Source organism: Rhodopseudomonas rhenobacensis (assembly GCF_014203125.1).
Taxonomy (GTDB): Bacteria; Pseudomonadota; Alphaproteobacteria; order Rhizobiales; family Xanthobacteraceae; genus Rhodopseudomonas_A; species Rhodopseudomonas_A rhenobacensis.
Genome location: NZ_JACHIH010000015.1, coordinates 56,225 through 74,089, shown reverse-complemented (window position 1 = coordinate 74,089; position 17,865 = coordinate 56,225). Strand labels below are relative to the sequence as shown.

Sequence of the window (17,865 nt, the reverse complement as noted above, 5' to 3'; positions counted from 1 at the left end):
GGTGAAAGCGGCGCTTACGCCACCGCCACCTTGCTCTTTTCGGCGCGCTTGCGCTCGTTGGGATCGAGGTGGCGCTTGCGCAGCCGGATCGACTTCGGGGTGATCTCGACCAGCTCGTCGTCCTCGATATAGGCCAAGGCCTTTTCCAGCGTCATGCGGATCGGCGGGGTCAGCCGCACCGCTTCATCCTTCGAGGTGGTGCGGATGTTGGTGAGCTGCTTGCCCTTGAGGATGTTGATCTCGAGGTCGTTGTCGCGGGTGTGCTCGCCGACGATCATGCCCTTGTAGACCTTCCAGCCCGGCTCGATCATCATCGGGCCGCGATCTTCCAACTTGAACATCGCGTAGGCCACCGCCTCGCCCTGGTCGTTGGAAATCAAGACGCCGTTGCGGCGGCCCTGGATCTCGCCCTTGTACGGCAGGTAGTTGTGGAACAGCCGGTTCATCACCGCGGTGCCCTTGGTGTCGGTCATCAGTTCGCCCTGGTAACCGATCAGCCCGCGGGTCGGAGCGTAGAACACCAGCCGCAGCCGATTGCCGCCGGACGGCCGCATCTCGATCATCTCGGCCTTGCGTTCGCTCATCTTCTGCACGACGACGCCGGAGAATTCCTCGTCGACGTCGATCACGACCTCTTCGACCGGCTCCAGCACGGTGCCGTCGTCGTCCTTGCTGAGCACCACGCGCGGCCGCGACACCGACAGCTCGAAGCCTTCGCGGCGCATCTGTTCGATCAGGATCGCGAGCTGCAATTCGCCGCGGCCGGACACGATCATGGAGTCCTTGTCGTCGGCCTCGACCACCTTCAGCGCGACGTTGCCTTCGGCCTCGCGCAGCAGACGGTCGCGGATCAGGCGGCTTGTCACCTTGTCGCCTTCGGTGCCGGCGAGCGGCGAGTTGTTGACGATGAACGACATCGACACCGTCGGCGGATCGATCGGCTGCGCCTGGATCGGGATCTCGACGGTGGGATCGCAGAAGGTGTCGGCCACGGTGCCCTTCGGCAGGCCCGCGATGGCGACGATGTCGCCGGCTTCGGCTTCCTCGATCGGAGTGCGCTCGAGGCCGCGGAACGCCAGGATCTTGGTGATGCGGCCGGTTTCAACCACCTTGCCGTCGCGCGACAGCACCTTGATGGCCTGGTTCGGCTTCACCGAGCCCGAGGCGATGCGCCCGGTGATGATGCGGCCGAGATAGGGGTTGGCCTCCAGGATGGTGCCGAGCAGCCGGAACGGGCCGTCTTCCACCACCGGGGCGTGGACGTGCTTCACCACCAGTTCGAACAAGGGCTTCATGCCCTCTTCCTGGTTGCCGTCGGGCTTGTCCGACATCCAGCCGTTCTTGCCGGAGCCGTACAGGATCGGGAAATCCAGCTGGTCGTCGGTGGCGTCGAGCGCTGCGAACAGGTCGAACACTTCGTTGACGACTTCGGTGATGCGGGCGTCGGGGCGGTCGACCTTGTTGATCGCCACGATCGGCTTGAGGCCGAGCTTCAGCGCCTTGCCGACCACGAATTTGGTCTGCGGCATCGGGCCTTCGGCGGCGTCGACCAGCACGATCACGCCATCGACCATCGACAGGATGCGCTCCACCTCGCCGCCGAAATCGGCATGGCCCGGGGTGTCGACGATGTTGATGCGGACATCCTTCCACTGCACCGAGGTGCACTTGGCGAGAATGGTGATGCCGCGCTCTTTTTCCAGATCGTTGGAATCCATCGCGCGCTCGACCTGGCGCTGGTTGTCGCGATAGGTGCCGGATTGCTGCAGCAGCTTGTCCACCAGCGTGGTCTTGCCGTGGTCGACGTGGGCGATAATGGCAATGTTGCGAAGTTTCATGGTTCTTCTTTTAGGTTCAAGCGGCCTGGATGCCCGGTCAGCGCAATCGGCGGAGGCCTCGAGCGCGCAATCCGCGCCCCCGCACCCGCCTTGCCTGAAACGCGCAAGGACATCCCAGATCAGGGCAATCCCTAAAAAGCAAGCCCGGCCAAAAGGGGCCGGGCACTCGCACGCGTTGCGACGCAATATAGTCGAAAATCAGCAAAAAACAATGACGACGTCGCCTTTTCGACGCTCGAGCCGGATTTTTCGCAACCCAAAGGTTGTCGCAAATTTCGGGTAGAATCGCCGATCGGCCGTCGGCAACGGCCGGTTCCCGACTTTTCGGGCTGGCAGGGAGCGGCTGACAGGATGAGCAAGGCGACGCAGCGATCGGGCGCGGTGGCGGCGGCGGCTCGGCTCGACGAGATCCGCGGCTTTTTTGCCAGGTTGATGGCGGCGACCGCCGAATCCGACGATCCGCGGTTCGAGCGGGCTTTTGCATCGGTTAAGCGCGAGGCGTTCCTGTCGCCCGGCCCCTGGCAGATCCAGGTCACGCGCGACAAATACGTCGCAACGCCCAGCGACGACCCCGCCTATCTCTGTCAGAACGTCGTGGTGGCGCACGATCCGACGCGGCGGATCAACAATGGCGAGCCGTTCCTGCACGCGCGCTGGATCGGCGCGGTGGCGCCGCAGCCCGGCGAGACGGTGTGCCAGATCGGCGCCGGCACCGGCTATTACACCGCGATGCTGGCGGCGCTGGTCGCGCCCGGCGGTACGGTGACCGCGTTCGAGATCGACGACGTGCTCGCCGACACCGCGCGGCGCAATCTCGCGCCGTTCAAGAACGCCGCCGTGGTCAGCGGCGACGCCACCCGGCTGCCGTTGCCGCGCTCCGATGTGATCTACGTCAATGCCGGGGTGGTGGCGCCGCCGGCGGCCTGGCTGCAAGCCTTGAACCCGCAGGGCCGGATCATCCTGCCGTGGCGCCCGGCCGACGACATCGCGCTGACTTTGCTGATCCGCCGCGTTGCGGCCGGCTTTACTGTGCAGCCGATCGGGCAGTCCTGGTTCATCCCCTGCGTCGGCGCCTCGGATCTCGCGATCTGCCGCAGGCCGCCGAGCCACAGCGAGGCTGCGGCGGCGCGATCGCTCTGGCTCGTCCGCGAGCGCGCGCCCGATGCCGACGCGGTGGCGATCTACGACGAGGTCTGGTTCTCCGCGACCGAGCTTGCCGCAGACTTTTCGTGACGATTGAATCCAGCTGACCGACGATCACGCCGTCATTCCGGGGCGCGAGGTCGAAGACCGAGCCAACCCGGAATCTTGCCGCGCGTCCAAGCATCCGCCACATGTTGCGAGATTCCGGGTTCGCTTGCAGCTTCGCTGCGCGCGCCCCGGAATGACCGACAATGTCTACGACCCGCTGCCGGCCAGCAGCTGCACATTGGCGCGCGGCGGGATTTGCGGCGCCAAGGCCAGCAGCGCCTTGCGGTCGGCGACCGCGTTGTGGAACTGCTCCAGCGCGATGTTGAACGCCGTCAGCGTGCCCTCCTCGATCGCGCCGTTCTCGAAGCAGGTCAGGGTATCGCGCAGGATGTTGTCGGCCTCCACCTGCATGGCGTCGAGTTCGTCGGTCGAATCGCTGCGCCTGGCCGTCGCGATCATGTCGAGCAGCCGCTCGCGCAGCCAGGAGTTGTTGGTGCGCTCGTCCTTGCGCAGATAGCCGGCGAACCAGGCGCCGATCGAGCCCAGCGCCGAGGCGCCCATCAGCGACCACCAGATGTAATCGCTGTAGCGGTCGAGGAAGGTCTTTTCCTCGCCGTCGACATAGGCCGCAGCCCCCGGATGCACCGGGATCGCGGCGTCCTTGTCGGTGTCCGGAGTCTCGATCTTCGCCGCCAGCGGGAATTCGTTCATCACGGTCTGGCGGATCGCGAACAATTGCCGCGTGAACGCCGAGACGGTGGGCTCCGGCAGATCCTTCCGCGCCACGATGTGGTGCGAAAAGCTGATGGTCTTGACCTCGTCCTCGGGCCGCGCCGGCGCGCCGCCGAACACCCCGGCCGGAATCTCCGAGGCCTCGTACATCGGATGGTTCTGCGCGATCGCCTCGGCGGAATCGATCGCCAGGAACGTCGGCATGCCGCCTTCCTTGGTCGAGGCGGCGATGGCGTCGGCGGTGATCTTGCTGTTGACCGGGCCGGCGGCGAGGAAGGCGTCGACCTTCTGGTCCTTGATCGCCTCGGCGACCTCGCCGGTGGAGAACTGCACGATGTCGACCTTGGCGGGGTCGACGCCGTATTGCTGCAGCACCACTTTCAACAGGTTCACATTGGCCTGGGTGCGGCCGATGATGCCGATCCGCTTGCCTGCGAGCTGCCCGATCGCGGTGATCTTGACCGCGGCCTTCTTCTTGGCCTTGGCCTCGGATTTCGGCCTGGTCGGCACCCACAACACGGCGACGTTCTTGCGCAGCACCGCGACCGCCTGGGCGTTTTTCGGCACTTCGAGGTCGCCGCGGATCACCGCCAGATCGGCCTTGCCTTCGGCCAGCGCGCTGGCGCTGCCGAGCGCGCCGTCGGTCAAGACCGGGCGCAGCCGCACCGAATTGTGGTCGCGCGTGAACGCCTGGGTCAGCGCCTGCACCACCCGGACGTCGTCGGAATTCTGCGGGCCGACCGCGATCCGCAGCGTCTCCGGCCGCATCGCGAAGTAATAGGCCCCGGCGCTGGCGCCGACCACCGCGAGGATCGCCGCCAACACCACGAAAGCCGCTTTTTGCCGTCGGGAACGCGAAACCTGTTGCACCGTGGGTCCCACCAAGTCAGGGCCATCCACGATCTGTCTGGAAAACAATCGTTCGAGGCTGGAACCCATTGTGCTCCCGATTAAATCAAGATCGTAGCGAATTCCTTGCGCGCTTGGACGGGTGAGCTGCACATGGTTACTGTGACCAGTGAGCCGGCTTTGCCGCGTTATTGTGGCACGGATCGGCCACGCGCCGCGGCGGTTCGGGGTCAAGATGCTGTGACAGGGAGGCGACCATGGTGGAACGGCTATCGGACGAGGAACGCCACGCGGCGCTGCGCGAGCTGCCCGGCTGGAGCGCGGTCGAAGGCCGCGACGCCCTCGCCCGCAGCTTCGTGTTCAAGGATTTCAACGAGGCCTTCGGCTTCATGGCGCGGGTCGCGCTGATCGCCGAGAAGCACGACCATCACCCGGAATGGCGCAACGTCTACAAGACCGTCGAGGTGGTGCTGACCACCCACGATTCCGGCGGCGTCACCGCGCGCGACATCGATCTCGCCCGCGCAATGAACGCCATCGCCGCACAATTGTCGCCGCGCTGATGCAATCCGGCGGCGCGCTCCCTACATCCAGGGAGCCAGGTGGAACAGGGCCGCGGCTGGCGGCTTGAGGTGGAATGATGAGTTCAGAGCACAGCGTGGGCTATGAGCCGGCGGACCGGCTGGCGCGGGATCCCGACGGCGTGCGCCGGCGGTTCTGGCACAAGCTGAAGCGTCTGGCGGTCAAGCTGCCGTTCGCCGAGGAGCTGCTGGCGGCGTATTACTGCGCGTTCGACCGCCAGACGCCGCGGCACGTCCAGGCGACGCTGCTCGGCGCCATCGCCTATTTCGTGCTGCCGTTCGATTTCGTGCCCGACATGCTTCCCCTGCTCGGCTTCACCGACGACGCGGCGATTCTGGCGACCGCGATCCGCATGGTGGCGAGCCACATCACGCCCGAGCACCGCGCCGCCGCCCGCGCCGCGATGGCGCGCGGCCTCGATCACGGCGAGGATCCTGTCGAATAGAGGGCGACGAGGGAGTTAGATGACGAGGCGAGAGTCTGGTTGTTAGTTCAGCCCAGCCCATAAACGCCGTCATTCCGGGGCACGAGCAGCTTTAGCTGCGAGCGAACCCGGAATCCAGTAGTCCAGGGCGGTGAGTACTGGATTCCGGGTTCGCTCGGCCTGCGGCCTCGCGCCCCGGAATGACAGCCTCGGTATGTGGCACGCGCGACACCATGGAACGCGCTTTAGGCCAGCATGTGATGATGCGTCATCACATGCTGAGGCGCGATCACGCGCCGTTGAGGAACTGCAGCGGATCGACCGGCGACGAGCCCTTGCGGATCTCGAAATGCAGCTGCGGCGATGCGACTTCGCCGGACTGGCCGGACTTGGCGATGGTCTGGCCGCGCTTGATGGTTTCGCCGCGCTTCACCATCAGTTCGCTGGCATGCGCATAGGCGGTGACGTAGCCGTTGGAATGCCGCACCAGCACCAGGTTGCCGTAACCCTTCAGCTCGCTGCCGGAATACGCCACCACGCCGTCCTCGGCGGCCTTGATCGGGGTGCCCTCGGGCACCGCGACGTTGATGCCGTCGTTCTGCTTGCCGTTGGTCTTGGCGCCGTAGCTGGTGATCACCCGGCCGCGCACCGGCCAGCGGAAGGTCGGCAGCGCGCCGGTGGCTTCCGCGGCTTTCACCGGGGCTTCCGGCGCCGCGGTTTCGGCCGGCGTCGTGGTGGCACTGGCGAGCCGCACTTTTTGCGCGGGCTCGGCCGGCAGGGCCGCCGCCATCTTGATCGGTGCCGCCGCAGGTGCCGGAGCCGGCGCGGCAGCGACCGCAACGGGCGCCGCGGCCGGGGCCGGCGTGGTCGCGGCTTCGGCGCTGCGCCCGCTCGGCACGGTGAGTTTGGTGCCGATCTTCAACGGCGCGTTCGGCGCCAGACCGTTGGCGCGCGCCAATTCGGCGACCGGCACGCGGTTGCGCCGCGCGATGCTCATCAGGCTGTCGCCCGGATTGACGACGTGGACGCTCGCCGGCGCGGCGGCGGCGACCATCGCCGGACGGGTGGCGGGCGCGGTCATCGCGGGGGCGGCGGCGGGCGGCGCCAGCGCGGCGGCGGCGCGGGTCGGAATGATCAGAGACTGGCCGGGCGACAGCGCGCGCGGACCCCTGTAGCCGTTGGCCTGCAGGATCTCGGCGGTGGAGACGTTGTAACGCCGCGCCAGCGTCTCAAGCGAGTCGCTGGTGCCGACGATGATGGTGGTGCCGCGCGCCGCCGGCTTGGCGGCGACCGAACGCGGCGCGGTGGAGCCGGTGATCTCGGCGGCGGCGCTCGGCGGCGCGTAGGAGGCGACGCCCCGCCCGCCCCCGGACACCCCGGCATTGGCGCTGGGATAGCCGCGCGGCTGAGCGCTCGGATAGGCCTGCGGCGCGGCGGCGCTGGGATAGGACTGCGGCGCCGCAATCGGCGGCGGCAGCGGCTGCGACTGATATTGCGGCTGTTGCTGTTGGTATTGCGGCCGGGAATATTGCGGCAATTCCCGCGGCGCCTGCTGCGGCACCGCGCCGGTGGCCTCCCGCGCGAACGGATCTTGCGACAGACGCGTCTGCATGTCCGCGCTGCAGCCACTGAAACCGACGGACATCAACGCCAGCGCCGCGACCTGCGGAGCGCGACGCGAGCAAAGCAACTCGAGGACGCGGGACATGGTTACTCACTCTTTACGCAACAGAACTTTACCTTTTGAGTAAACCACCCGTTCAGTTACCAAGCGTTTAACCGTGCCGGCGAAAACATCGCCGCGGCGCTGCAACCGTTAAACAACGGGGAGATCTTGCGGAGCGCTACAGCTCGCGCGCGAGCCCCGGCAGCGCCGGCACGAAGCGCACCGCGACCAGCTCCTTGCGCTCGATTGCGGTCTTGGTCTTGCGGATCCGTACCAGGGTCTGGGTGGCGTCGTGCGGTCCGACCGGCGCGATCAGCACGCCGTCGAGATCGAGCCGGGCGAGCAGCGCCTCCGGCACGTCCTGCATCGCCGCAGTGACGATGATGCGATCGAACAGCCCGGCGTCGGCCGGCACCGCGAAGCCGTCGCCGATCCGCACCTCGACGTTGTCGCAGTGCAGCGCCTCGAGCCGGGCGCGGGCGCGGTCGGCCAGGGTCTTGAAGCGCTCCAGCGTCAGCACCGAGCGGCTCAATCGCGCCAGGATCGCCGCCTGATAGCCCGACCCGGTGCCGATCTCCAGCACCCGGTGGTCGGGGCGCAGCTGCAGCTGTTCGGTCATATAGGCCACCACGAAGGGCTGGCTGATGGTCTGGCCGCAGGCGATCGGCAGCGCGGTGTCGCGCCAAGCCTCGGCGCGCTGCTCGGGTTCGACGAAGACGTCGCGCGGCACCTCGTCCATCGCCCGCAGCACCGTCTGGTCGCTGATGCCGCGGCGGCGCAGGCTGAGCTGGAACATCATCTTCTCGGGCGGCGGTGGTCCGATCGGCGGCATGGCGGGCTCTCGTTGGCGGGGCACATCTGTTCCGCGGCCGGAACTTAGCAGGGTTTTCGCGGGCCCCGCACAAACTCTCGGTAAGGCTCCGTCCAGAAGAAAGTTGACATTGCGTACCAGAGCCTTATTTGCGACCTTGGTCGGTGTTCCAATCTGATCGGCTCCGCCATTGAACTCAGCGCAGGCTGGGCAGCTTGGCTAAGGAAATTCATTATGACGACGACGACTCCGGCCGGCTCCGTGTTCCTGGTCGAGGATGAGGCGATGATCCGAATGATGGTCGCCGATATGCTTGAGGAACTGGGCTATCGCGTCGTCGCCGAGGCCGGCGAGATCAACGAGGCGATCCGGCTTGCCGGCTCCACCGAGTTCGACATCGCGATTCTCGACGTCAACGTCAACGGCAAGGTGATTTCGCCGGTCGCCGACCTGTTGAAGGCGCGCAACTGCCCGTTCATCTTCGCCACCGGCTACGGCGCCCAGGGCGTGCCGGAAGACTACCGCGACCGCCCGGCGCTGCAGAAGCCGTTCCAACTCGAAACGCTGGCGGAATTGTTGGCCAGCACGCTGAAGGGCGCGACGGTCTAGCCGCGCCGCTGTCGCTTCCGGTCATCCTGCACCGAGTCGTCATCCTGAGGCGCCCGAGCGTAGCGAGGGCCTCGAAGGACGCGGCTGCGAGTCCGCCATGCCCGCGGCCATCCTTCGAGACACCCGGCTTCGCGCTGCGCGCTTCGCCGGGTTCCTCAGGATGACGGCGCCAGCGTCGAAAGCCCTGGGTTCATCCTGCACCGAGTCGTCATCCTGAGGCGCTCGCGCACTTCGCGCGAGCCTCGAAGGATGCGGCTGCGACCGCAGCGCTCGCTCGTCCGCCCTACCCCAGCGTGGTATTCAGCACCTGCGAGAACACCTCGTCGGTGCGGTCGAGCCGCAGCGGCGTCACCGAGACGAAGCGCGCGGCGAGTGCCGCGAGATCGGTGCCCTCGGCGGGCGTGTCGACCACCGCGATGCGCTCGAAGCCGATCCAGAAATACGGATTGCCGCGGCCGTCGCGGCGCTCGTCGACCCGCAGGAAACCCTGGTTGCGCTTGCCCTGCCGGGTCACCCGGACGCCCACCACATCGTCCGGCGCGCAGGCCGGGAAGTTGATGTTGACCACGGTGTTCTTCGGCACGCCCTGCGCGATGATCTTGCGCAGGATCGCAGGGCCATGCGCCAGCGCGGTGTCCCACAGCGGCGTGCCCTTGTTGTCCATCGAGAATTCCTGCGACAGCGCGAACGACGGAAAGCCCAGAATGCTGCCTTCCAGCGCGCCCGCGATGGTGCCGGAATAGACCACGTCTTCGGCGACGTTGCGGCCCTTGTTGACGCCGGACAGCACCAGGTCGGGGCCCTTGTCGCCGAGAATGTGCCGCGCCCCCATGATCACGCAGTCGGTCGGCGTGCCGCGCACCGCGAAATGCCGCGGGCCGATTTCGCGCAAGCGAAGCGGATCGTTCAGCGACAGCGAATGCGACACCCCGGATTGATCGAGCTCCGGCGCCACCACCCAGACGTCGTCGGACAATTGCCGCGCGATCTGTTCGACGATCTTCAGCCCCGGCGCGTGGATGCCGTCGTCATTGGTGCACAGAATCCGCATGCGCTGAAAGCCTTTGTCACTGCCGGAACGGGTTGGATGAGGATGCGAACTTTTGCCAGCCTGCGGCGGTTTTACCAACCGTTTTTTGGCCCCGCAGCGCCGTGCTGCGCGCGGCCGCGGAACATTCGCCCGCAGATCTCGTTTTCTGCAAAGCCGTCCGAGGCGACGGCGTGCTGCCGGGTGGCCACCATGGCGATGACGCGAACGGCTTTGGCGATCGGTTCGGTGCTGCTGCTGTCGGGGCTCGGCGTCTATGGGCTGTCGTCGCAGCAAAGCCCGCGCGAGCCGGTCAGTCTTGCCGAGGCAGCGCCCGCGGCCGCCGAGGACGATGCCTCCAATCCGCAAACCCCGCCGCCCGCCGCCGCACCCCGCAATCCCCGCGACGCGCGGGCGATGCTGCCGGCCGCTACGGCGCCGTTGGGGCGGATCAGCCTGGTGCGGCAATCCTGGAAGCGCGGCGGCATGGGCTCGCAGGCGCTGGCGACCTTCACGGTGCACAACCGCAACCGCTTCCCGATCAAGGATCTGGAAATCCGCTGCGCGTTCCGCAGCGACGACGGCAGCTACCGCACCGAACGCCGCCGCGTGCTGCCCGACACCGTCCGGCGCCGCAAGACCTTCACCGACACCCTGGTCGGCCACGTCAACCTCAACGCCACCTACGGCAAATGCAGCCTGCTCGGCGCCAGCCGGGCGTGAGTGAACGATCGGCGTGGCGTGAGATCAATGTTGCGCAGCCCGCTCAACTCGCAATCCGGAATGACGGCGCGTTTTGAGGAGCGCGTGTCACCACTACGATCGTCATTCCGGGGCGCGAGGCCGAAAGGCCGAGCGAACCCGGAATCTCGCGGCGCGCACAAGCCTGCCCCTGCAGCAAGATTCCGGGTTCGCTTGCAGCTTGCGCTGCTCGCGCCCCGGAATGACTCTTGCTCAGCGATAGCGCGCGACTACTTCTTCGCGCAGGTCAGGATCAGCGTCGAGGCGGTCGGGCCGCATTTCGCGGTCAGCACGCCGTCGGCGGCGATCGACATGTTGTCGCTGAGCCGGGCGCCGCCGCCGCCGACGCAGATCGCCGAGACCAACGCCTCATCGGCCTGGCACGAGGTCGGGCAACCGTCGGAGGCGCAGGACGTCGAGGTCATGCTGCGCACGCTGGTGCCGGCCGGACCCGCCGGACCGGCAGGCCCCGCGGGACCCGGCGCGCCATCCTTGCCGGCCGGTCCGGCAGGACCGACGGCACCGGCCGCGCCGGCCTCGGCCTTGGCGGCAGGATCGCCCGGCTTGTCGCTGCAGCCGGCAAAGCTCAGTGCCGCAGCCATCATCACGATCACGAGCGGTATGCGCATGGTGGTCTCCCCAGCTATCCGTTTCAAGCTCGCCGCGGATCGCCCGACACCGGCGAGACTCGTCGCTGCGAGATTAGGATCGGCGCGCCGATGCGTCGATCCGTCTTTCAGACTGCATCAGCCGTTGCTGATCACTTTGATGCCGCCCATGTAAGGCTGCAGCACGGTCGGCACCGCGATCGAGCCGTCCTCCTGCTGATAGTTCTCGATCACCGCGATCAGCGCGCGGCCGACCGCCGTACCGGAGCCGTTCAGCGTATGCACGAAGCGCGGCTTGCCGTCGGGACCGCGCGAGCGCGCGTCCATCCGCCGGGCCTGGAAATCGCCGCAGACCGAGCACGACGAAATCTCGCGATACGCCCCGCCCTCGCCCTGCCCCGGCATCCAGACTTCGATGTCGTAGGTCTTCTGCGAGGCAAAACCCATGTCGCCGGTGCACAGCGTCATCACCCGGTAATGCAGCTCGAGCCGGCGCAGCACCTCCTCGGCGCAGGCCAGCATCCGCTCGTGCTCGTCCTTCGACTGCTCCGGCGTCGTCACCGAGACCAGCTCGACCTTGGTGAACTGATGCTGCCGGATCATGCCGCGGGTATCGCGCCCGGCGGCACCGGCCTCAGCGCGAAAACACTGCGTCAGCGCGGTCATCCGCAGCGGCAGTTCCTTTTCGTCGAGGATGGATTCGCGGACGAGATTTGTGAGAGGGACTTCGGCGGTGGGGATGAGCCAGAGACGATCCAAAGACGCCAGATCGTAAGCAAACGTGTCGAGCGCTTGCCCGGTCTTCATCGATAGATCGTTCTCGTGTTGATACACTATCGCCTGCGCGTGAATCTTAACCGCTTCCCCTCGATGCGTAGTAAACTGGTCCTCTTCAAACTTCGGCAACTGCGCCGTCCCGAACATCGCGTCGTCTTTGACGAGCAGCGGCGGGTTCACTTCGGTGTAGCCGTGTTCTTCCGTGTGGACGTCGAGGAAGAACTGCCCGATCGCGCGCTCGAGCCTTGCGAGTCCCTTCTTCAGCACCACGAAGCGCGCGCCGCTGAGCTTGGCCGCTGCCTCAAAATCCATCTGCTTCAACGCTTCGCCGAGCTCGTAATGCGGCTTCGGCGTGAACGCGTAACTACGCTTCACCCCGAAATGACTACGCACCAGATTGCCGTGCTCATCGGCGCCTTCCGGCACGTCGGCGAGCGGCAGGTTGGGGATCTCCGACAGCGCCTTTTTCAACGCCGCGTCGGCGTCCTTCACCGCGGCGTCGAGCGCCGGCATGGTGGTTTTCAGTTCGGCGACCTCGGCCATCAGCGCCTCGGCCCGCGCATTATCCTTGGCCTTCTTGGCGTCGCCGATTTCTTTCGACGCGGCGTTGCGCCGCGCCTGCGCCTGCTCGGAGGCCAGGATCGCCTTGCGCCGCGCGTCGTCTTTCTCGATCAGCGATTGCGCGATCGGCTCCAGCCCGCGCCTGGTATAGGCGTCGTCGAAGGCCTGCTGATTATCGCGGATCGCTTTGATGTCGTGCATGGGTCGGGTCCTGGCTGGCTTTGACAATCCACCTCAACGCGGACTGTCAACGCCGGCTCAGTACCCCGAATGCGCGGCTTTTGGAACATCAAAGCGGACTGCGCTGGTTTCGCGCGCGTCATCCGGAAGCCGCATCCTCTACAGAGTCGTCATCCTGAGGCGCCCGAGCGCAGCGAGGGCCTCGAAGGATGCGGCCGCGAGACGCGCGGCGGGCTCCGACCGCGCAGCCCATCCTTCGAGACACCCGGCTTCGCGCTGCGCGCTACGCCGGGTTCCTCAGGATGACGGCGGAATGTGGGGCGCTTCAGGAGACGCTGCGAGATAACCGATCACAGCAGCGACCGGAATCAATGCTGGCGCAGCACCAGCGCCAGCACGGCGATCGCCGCGGCAAGGACTCCGACGCCGACAGCGACGATGCCGCCCAGACGCACGGTCAGCCGCAAGGTCTGGGTGTCGATGGCCGCCTGCAATTCCGATTTCACCAGCAGCAGATCGGATCTGACGGCCTGCAAATCGGGTTTGGTGACAAGCTCGGTCATGATGAACTCGCGCGCCGCCTCGGCATGGGCCTCGGCCTGTTCGTTCGACACGCCCGCATTCCGAAGACGCTTGGCGTAACCCAACGTATCAAATGCGAACGCCACCGCGATGCCCCGACGCCAGAAACTGCAACCCAGGATAGATGGAATCCGGGGTCTACAGCAAGATCATCGCGGCAAAGCCGGAGCCGTGAACGCCCTACTCCGCCAGCGTGACGTCCGGCGGCGGCGAGGCCGCGGCATCGGCGGCGGTCTTGGCGGCTTTCTTCTCCACCACCTGCACGGCGATGATCGAGCCCTCGTATAACAGCAACAGCGGGATCGCCAGCGAGGCCTGGCTGATCACGTCCGGCGGCGTCAGCACCGCGGCGATGACGAACGCCACGACGATGAAATAGCGCCGCTTCTCGCGCAGCTGCTTCGCGGTGATGATGCCGATGCGGCCGAGCAGCGTCAGGATCACCGGCAGCTGGAACGCCAGGCCAAAGGCGAAGATCAGCGACATCATCAGCGACAGATATTCGCCGACCTTGGGCAACAGCTGGATCTGCGCGGTCTCGGCACCGCCCATCTGCTGCATGCCGAGCGAGAACCGCACCAGCATCGGCAGCACCACGAAATACACCAGCAGCGAGCCCAGCGCGAAGAAGAACGGCGTCGCGATCAGATACGGCAGGAACGCGCCGCGCTCGTGCTTGTAGAGGCCCGGCGCCACGAACATGTAGATTTGGGCTGCGATGATCGGGAACGAGATGAAGCCGGCGCCGAACATCGCGAGCTTCAGCTGGGTCAGGAAATATTCCAGCAGCGCGGTGTAGATGAACTTGGAGTTCTCCGGACCGGCGATCCAGACGAACGGCCACACCAGCACATTGTAGATCTGCTTGGCGAAGAAGAAACAGAAGATGAAGGCGATGCCGAACGCCAGCAGCGCCTTGATCAGCCGCGAGCGCAGCTCGATCAGATGATCCATCAGCGGCGCTTTGCTGGCCTCGATGTCCTCGGCGCTCATGAGGCTTTAGCGTCCTTGATCGGCTCGGCGACAACGTCGGGCGCAGGCGGCGCCAGCGCCGGGTGAACTTCCTGGGTGATCGCCGGATGAATTTCCTGGGTGATCGCCAACGGCTCGCCGGCCTGGGCATCCGGCGTCGGCACAACGATCGGCGCTTCGCCGGTGGTCGCTGCGTGAGTCTCGGCTTCGAGCAGCGTCTCCGCGGTCGGCGGCTCCGGCGTGGTCGGCTCCATCGGCGGGGTGTCGACGTGCTCGATCTTGTCGATCGTCATCGCCGCATCGATGTCCTTCTGCAGCGAGGTCATGATGTTGTCGCGGCTGAAGGTGGTGGCGGTGGCCTTGATGTCGTCGAAGCTCTTCTTGAGGTCGGCCATTTCGGCTTCGCGCATCGCCTCGTTGAACTGGCCCTGGAACTCGGCGGCCATCTTGCGCGCCTTGCCCATCCACTGCCCGACCATGCGCAGCACGCCGGGCAATTCCTTCGGGCCAATCGCGATCAGCGCGACGACGCCGATCACAAGCAGTTCACTCCAGCCGATGTCGAACATGAAAGCTTCCGCTCACGCGAGGAATTGGCCCGAAGTCAGCCGCCCCACGTCTCCCCCTGCTCGGAAAAATCCTACCGGAAACGCTGTGGCAGGCCGCCCCCGGCGCGCCACAGCTTTGCCGCAAGTTTTGCGGCCTCAAACGACCTTGCTGCCGACGTCGCTGCGCGGCGCCGGGCTGGGCGGCGCGGTGTGGTCGATCGACTTCACGGGTTCGGGCTTTTCGGCCGTCTTTTCATCGTCCTGCAAGCCCTTCTTGAAGGACTTGATGCCCTGGGCGACGTCGCCCATCAGGTCGGAGATCTTGCCGCGACCGAACAGCAGCAAGACCACGCCGATGACGACGATCCAGTGCCAAATGCTGAGTGAGCCCATCCTGATTCCTCCGAACACACGGCCGGCGCACCAGCCTCATCTACTTTGGAAGCTAGGCGCAGGAGGTGTCAAAAACAAGAACTTAAGCCGTGTATTGCGCGCCGCCGACGCGCGTCAATCGGCGTTGCCGTTGCCCTCTTCGGGATCGGCGACCGGCGCCAGCGCCAGTTCCAGATCGCCGACCTCGAGCGGATCCTCATCGTCGCGCAACGCCGGATCATCCGACGGCATTGGCACGCTGAAGCCCGACGGCAGCCGCGAATCCAACAGCCCGGTGCCCTTCAGTTCCTCGAGGCCGGGCAGATCGCCGAGCGATTCCAGGCTGAACTGCGACAGGAACGCCTCGGTGGTGCCGAAGGTCAACGGCCGGCCCGGGGTCTTGCGGCGACCGCGCGGCTTCACCCAGCCGGTTTCCAAAAGCACGTCCAACGTGCCCTTCGAGGTGACGACGCCGCGGATGTCCTCGATCTCGGCACGCGTCACCGGCTGGTGATAGGCGATGATCGCCAGCATCTCGATCGCCGCGCGCGACAGCCGCCGCGTCTCGGTGCTCTCGCGGGTCATCAGCCAGGCCAGATCGCCGGCGGTGCGGAACGTCCACTTGTTGGCGACCCGCACCAGATTGACGCCGCGATGCGCGTAATCCGCCTGCAACTGCAACAGCGCCGCCTTGACGTCGACGCCCTCCGGCATCCGCTTGGCGAGCGCCGCCGTATCCAAAGGCTCGGCCGAGGCAAACAGCAGCGCTTCCAGCAGCCGCAATTCTTCCGGCCGCGACTGCGGCGTTTCGGAAACCTCCTCGCGGGCCGGTCCGAAGACTTCCGCGGCGACGTCCTCAGCGACGTCCTCGGCTTCGATCACACGCATTTCCGCCAGACTGGCCATGGCTTGATCTCCTTCTTCCACTACTCAGCCGGAACGTCCGGCGCGGGCACCGCATCCGCTGGACGCGGCAGCCGCTTACGAAAATACAACGGCGCGAACGCCTCCGACTGATGCAGTTCGAGTTTGCCTTCGCGCACCAATTCCAGCGCCGCGGCGAAGCTGGAGGCGAACACGGTGGCCTTTTGCGAGGGATCGATGACGTATTCGATCAGGTAATCATCGAGCTTGGCCCATTCGTCGGCGATGCCGACGAGGCGCTCCAAGGACGCCCTCGCCTCGGCCAAGGACCACACCGTGCGGCGCGCCAGATGCACCTTGGCGATCACGCTCTGCTGGCGCTGTGCCGCATAGGCCGACAGCAAATCGTACAGCGTCGCGGTGAAGCGCGGATGCTTGATCTCGGCGATGCCCTCCGGCAGCCCGCGCGGAAAGATGTCGCGCTGCAGCTGCGGCCGGGTCATCAGCCGGTTCGAGGCCTCGCGGATCGCTTCCAGCCGGCGCAGCCGGTTGGCGAGCGCGGTCGCCATGTCCTCGGCGCTCGGACCGTCGGGCGTCGGCGGCTCCGGCAGCAGCAGCCGCGATTTCAGAAACGCCAGCCACGCCGCCATCACCAGATAGTCGGCGGCGAGCTCGAGCCGGATTTTTCGCGCGGCTTCGATGAAGATCAGATACTGATCGGCCAGCGCCAGGATCGAGATCTTGTGCAGGTCGACCTTCTGCTGCCGCGCCAACGCCAGCAACAAGTCGAGCGGGCCTTCGTAGCCCTCGACGTCGACCAGCAGCGCCGGTTCGTCGTCGGCCGGCACCAGTTCGGCGGCCGGGCGGCCGGTTTCGAACGACAAAATCTCCGCGCTCATGCGCCCACTCCAGCTCGGCCGATCAGGGCGTCGAGTTCATTGCGTGCCAGGGTCCGGTCGAACGGCTGCGGCTCATGGCGCGACGCCAGCGCGCGCTCGGCGCGCGCCTTGGCCTCGCCGGCAAGGAGCGGCGCTTCGGCGGCCACCGCCTGCATCTCGTCGAGCTTGCCGTTGCAGTGCAGCAGCATATCGCAGCCGGCCGCGACGATGGCGCGGCTGCGCTCCGCGATCGTTCCGGCCAATGCGTTCATCGAGACGTCGTCGCTCATCAATAGCCCCTGGAACCCGATCGTCCCGCGAATCACCCGTTCGATGATTGTCGCAGAAGTGGTCGCGGGTTGGGCGGCATCGAGGTCGCTGAACACAACATGTGCGGTCATCGCCATCGGCAGGTCTGCCAGCGGTTGAAACGCCGCGAAGTCGGTGCGCTGCAGTTCGGCGAGCGGGGTGTCGACCACCGGCAGCGCGTGATGGGTGTCGGCAGTGGCGCGGCCATGGCCGGGAATGTGCTTCAAGACCGGCAGCACGCCGCCCTGCTGCAGCCCTTGCGTGACCGCGCGGGCGATCGCCGCGACCTTGCCGGGTTCGGTGCCGTAGGCGCGATTGCCGATCACCGCGTCCGCGCCTTCGACCGGCACGTCGGCCAGCGGCAGGCAGTCCACGGTGATGCCGAGGTCGATCAGATCAGCCGCGATCAGCCGCGCGCTGAGCTGCGCCGCGGTCAGGCCGAGCTGCGAATCAATGTCATAGAGGGTGGAGAAGATCGCGCCGGGCGGATACGCCGGCCAGTGCGGCGGGCCCAGCCGCTGCACCCGTCCGCCCTCCTGGTCGATCAGCACCGGGGCCTCGGGAAACTCCGCCTCCGCACGAAAATCCTCAACAAGTTTTGAGACTTGTTGAGGCGTATCGATATTGCGCTTGAAGAGGATAAAACCCCACGGCCGGGTCGAGCGAATGAACGCGCGTTCCTCGGCGGTCAAAACGGTGCCGGACACACCGATAATAAATGCGCGCCTGTTCATCATGGGCCGA

The 17,865-nt window shown here is 66.4% G+C and carries 19 protein-coding genes; 5 read left to right on the top strand and 14 right to left on the bottom strand.

The window, feature by feature from the left end; translation table 11 throughout:
* Positions 1-14: 14 nt before the first annotated feature.
* Positions 15-1,838 (bottom strand): translational GTPase TypA, encoded by a 1,824-nt coding sequence (gene typA / locus HNR60_RS13175; protein ID WP_184258182.1) that lies wholly within the window; start codon positions 1,836-1,838, stop codon positions 15-17.
* A gap of 351 nt (positions 1,839-2,189) precedes the next feature.
* Between typA and HNR60_RS13170 the strand changes: the two genes are divergently transcribed.
* Positions 2,190-3,071 carry a protein-L-isoaspartate O-methyltransferase family protein gene (locus tag HNR60_RS13170; protein ID WP_184258180.1) on the top strand — a complete coding sequence of 294 codons (882 nt, stop codon included), beginning with the start codon at positions 2,190-2,192 and terminating at the stop codon, positions 3,069-3,071.
* Positions 3,072-3,236: 165 nt separating this feature from the next.
* On the opposite strand, the gene HNR60_RS13165 is transcribed toward HNR60_RS13170, so the two are convergent.
* Entirely contained in the window at positions 3,237-4,700 is a 1,464-nt protein-coding gene (locus tag HNR60_RS13165; RefSeq protein ID WP_184258178.1) for a TAXI family TRAP transporter solute-binding subunit, read from the bottom strand.
* 101 nt (positions 4,701-4,801) lie between these two features.
* Between HNR60_RS13165 and HNR60_RS13160 the strand changes: the two genes are divergently transcribed.
* Complete coding sequence (locus tag HNR60_RS13160) at positions 4,802-5,173, top strand: 4a-hydroxytetrahydrobiopterin dehydratase (protein WP_283810644.1); 372 nt, start codon at positions 4,802-4,804, stop codon at positions 5,171-5,173.
* A gap of 77 nt (positions 5,174-5,250) precedes the next feature.
* Positions 5,251-5,637 carry a YkvA family protein gene (locus HNR60_RS13155; RefSeq protein ID WP_184258244.1) on the top strand — a complete coding sequence of 129 codons (387 nt, stop codon included), beginning with the start codon at positions 5,251-5,253 and terminating at the stop codon, positions 5,635-5,637.
* A 268-nt stretch (positions 5,638-5,905) separates the two neighbouring features.
* Here the strand turns inward: HNR60_RS13155 and HNR60_RS13150 are convergent, their stop codons facing one another.
* Positions 5,906-7,324, bottom strand: a complete 1,419-nt coding sequence (locus HNR60_RS13150) for a peptidoglycan DD-metalloendopeptidase family protein (protein WP_184258174.1) — start codon at positions 7,322-7,324, stop codon at positions 5,906-5,908.
* A gap of 136 nt (positions 7,325-7,460) precedes the next feature.
* A complete protein-coding gene (locus HNR60_RS13145) occupies positions 7,461-8,114 on the bottom strand; it encodes a protein-L-isoaspartate(D-aspartate) O-methyltransferase (RefSeq protein WP_184258172.1) in 654 nt (217 codons plus the stop codon).
* Positions 8,115-8,327: 213 nt separating this feature from the next.
* Between HNR60_RS13145 and HNR60_RS13140 the strand changes: the two genes are divergently transcribed.
* Positions 8,328-8,702 carry a response regulator gene (locus HNR60_RS13140; protein ID WP_184258170.1) on the top strand — a complete coding sequence of 125 codons (375 nt, stop codon included), beginning with the start codon at positions 8,328-8,330 and terminating at the stop codon, positions 8,700-8,702.
* A gap of 283 nt (positions 8,703-8,985) precedes the next feature.
* Here the strand turns inward: HNR60_RS13140 and surE are convergent, their stop codons facing one another.
* Positions 8,986-9,753, bottom strand: a complete 768-nt coding sequence (gene surE / locus HNR60_RS13135; RefSeq protein ID WP_184258168.1) for a 5'/3'-nucleotidase SurE — start codon at positions 9,751-9,753, stop codon at positions 8,986-8,988.
* 189 nt (positions 9,754-9,942) lie between these two features.
* Here surE and HNR60_RS13130 point away from each other — a divergent pair, with 189 nt between their 5' ends.
* Positions 9,943-10,452, top strand: a complete 510-nt coding sequence (locus tag HNR60_RS13130) for a hypothetical protein (protein ID WP_184258166.1) — start codon at positions 9,943-9,945, stop codon at positions 10,450-10,452.
* 248 nt (positions 10,453-10,700) lie between these two features.
* Here HNR60_RS13130 and HNR60_RS13125 read toward each other — a convergent pair whose 3' ends face one another.
* From HNR60_RS13125 to nagZ, 9 genes are all read right to left on the bottom strand, one after another.
* The gene (locus HNR60_RS13125) at positions 10,701-11,099 is read right to left on the bottom strand and encodes a hypothetical protein (protein ID WP_184258164.1); all 399 of its coding nucleotides are present in this window, start codon (positions 11,097-11,099) and stop codon (positions 10,701-10,703) included.
* 117 nt (positions 11,100-11,216) lie between these two features.
* Positions 11,217-12,617 (bottom strand): serine--tRNA ligase, encoded by a 1,401-nt coding sequence (gene serS, locus HNR60_RS13120; protein WP_184258162.1) that lies wholly within the window; start codon positions 12,615-12,617, stop codon positions 11,217-11,219.
* A 347-nt stretch (positions 12,618-12,964) separates the two neighbouring features.
* Positions 12,965-13,264 carry a hypothetical protein gene (locus HNR60_RS13115; RefSeq protein ID WP_011472964.1) on the bottom strand — a complete coding sequence of 100 codons (300 nt, stop codon included), beginning with the start codon at positions 13,262-13,264 and terminating at the stop codon, positions 12,965-12,967.
* 94 nt (positions 13,265-13,358) lie between these two features.
* Positions 13,359-14,171: a twin-arginine translocase subunit TatC gene (tatC, locus tag HNR60_RS13110; RefSeq protein ID WP_184258160.1), complete on the bottom strand. Its 813-nt coding sequence runs from the start codon at positions 14,169-14,171 to the stop codon at positions 13,359-13,361.
* Positions 14,168-14,719, bottom strand: coding sequence for a Sec-independent protein translocase protein TatB (tatB, locus tag HNR60_RS13105; protein WP_184258158.1), 552 nt, complete (start codon positions 14,717-14,719; stop codon positions 14,168-14,170). Before tatB ends, tatC begins: the two co-directional genes overlap by 4 nt.
* A 135-nt stretch (positions 14,720-14,854) precedes the next feature.
* The gene (locus HNR60_RS13100; protein ID WP_184258156.1) at positions 14,855-15,091 is read right to left on the bottom strand and encodes a twin-arginine translocase TatA/TatE family subunit; all 237 of its coding nucleotides are present in this window, start codon (positions 15,089-15,091) and stop codon (positions 14,855-14,857) included.
* 114 nt (positions 15,092-15,205) lie between these two features.
* Positions 15,206-15,976, bottom strand: coding sequence for an SMC-Scp complex subunit ScpB (scpB, locus tag HNR60_RS13095; RefSeq protein WP_184258154.1), 771 nt, complete (start codon positions 15,974-15,976; stop codon positions 15,206-15,208).
* 20 nt (positions 15,977-15,996) lie between these two features.
* Positions 15,997-16,833 carry a segregation and condensation protein A gene (locus HNR60_RS13090; RefSeq protein WP_184258152.1) on the bottom strand — a complete coding sequence of 279 codons (837 nt, stop codon included), beginning with the start codon at positions 16,831-16,833 and terminating at the stop codon, positions 15,997-15,999.
* Positions 16,830-17,855, bottom strand: a complete 1,026-nt coding sequence (gene nagZ, locus HNR60_RS13085; RefSeq protein WP_184258242.1) for a beta-N-acetylhexosaminidase — start codon at positions 17,853-17,855, stop codon at positions 16,830-16,832. Before nagZ ends, HNR60_RS13090 begins: the two co-directional genes overlap by 4 nt.
* Between the last annotated feature and the right edge of the window lie 10 nt (positions 17,856-17,865).

Coding starts and splice junctions, on each gene's coding strand:
- typA (WP_184258182.1), bottom strand. CDS start 1,838: ATGAAACTTCGCAACATTGCCATTATCGCCCACGTCGACCACGGCAAG.
- HNR60_RS13170 (WP_184258180.1), top strand. CDS start 2,190: ATGAGCAAGGCGACGCAGCGATCGGGCGCGGTGGCGGCGGCGGCTCGG.
- HNR60_RS13165 (WP_184258178.1), bottom strand. CDS start 4,700: ATGGGTTCCAGCCTCGAACGATTGTTTTCCAGACAGATCGTGGATGGC.
- HNR60_RS13155 (WP_184258244.1), top strand. CDS start 5,251: ATGAGTTCAGAGCACAGCGTGGGCTATGAGCCGGCGGACCGGCTGGCG.
- HNR60_RS13150 (WP_184258174.1), bottom strand. CDS start 7,324: ATGTCCCGCGTCCTCGAGTTGCTTTGCTCGCGTCGCGCTCCGCAGGTC.
- HNR60_RS13145 (WP_184258172.1), bottom strand. CDS start 8,114: ATGCCGCCGATCGGACCACCGCCGCCCGAGAAGATGATGTTCCAGCTC.
- HNR60_RS13140 (WP_184258170.1), top strand. CDS start 8,328: ATGACGACGACGACTCCGGCCGGCTCCGTGTTCCTGGTCGAGGATGAG.
- surE (WP_184258168.1), bottom strand. CDS start 9,753: ATGCGGATTCTGTGCACCAATGACGACGGCATCCACGCGCCGGGGCTG.
- HNR60_RS13130 (WP_184258166.1), top strand. CDS start 9,943: ATGGCGATGACGCGAACGGCTTTGGCGATCGGTTCGGTGCTGCTGCTG.
- HNR60_RS13125 (WP_184258164.1), bottom strand. CDS start 11,099: ATGCGCATACCGCTCGTGATCGTGATGATGGCTGCGGCACTGAGCTTT.
- serS (WP_184258162.1), bottom strand. CDS start 12,617: ATGCACGACATCAAAGCGATCCGCGATAATCAGCAGGCCTTCGACGAC.
- tatC (WP_184258160.1), bottom strand. CDS start 14,171: ATGAGCGCCGAGGACATCGAGGCCAGCAAAGCGCCGCTGATGGATCAT.
- tatB (WP_184258158.1), bottom strand. CDS start 14,719: ATGTTCGACATCGGCTGGAGTGAACTGCTTGTGATCGGCGTCGTCGCG.
- HNR60_RS13100 (WP_184258156.1), bottom strand. CDS start 15,091: ATGGGCTCACTCAGCATTTGGCACTGGATCGTCGTCATCGGCGTGGTC.
- scpB (WP_184258154.1), bottom strand. CDS start 15,976: ATGGCCAGTCTGGCGGAAATGCGTGTGATCGAAGCCGAGGACGTCGCT.
- HNR60_RS13090 (WP_184258152.1), bottom strand. CDS start 16,833: ATGAGCGCGGAGATTTTGTCGTTCGAAACCGGCCGCCCGGCCGCCGAA.
- nagZ (WP_184258242.1), bottom strand. CDS start 17,855: ATGAACAGGCGCGCATTTATTATCGGTGTGTCCGGCACCGTTTTGACC.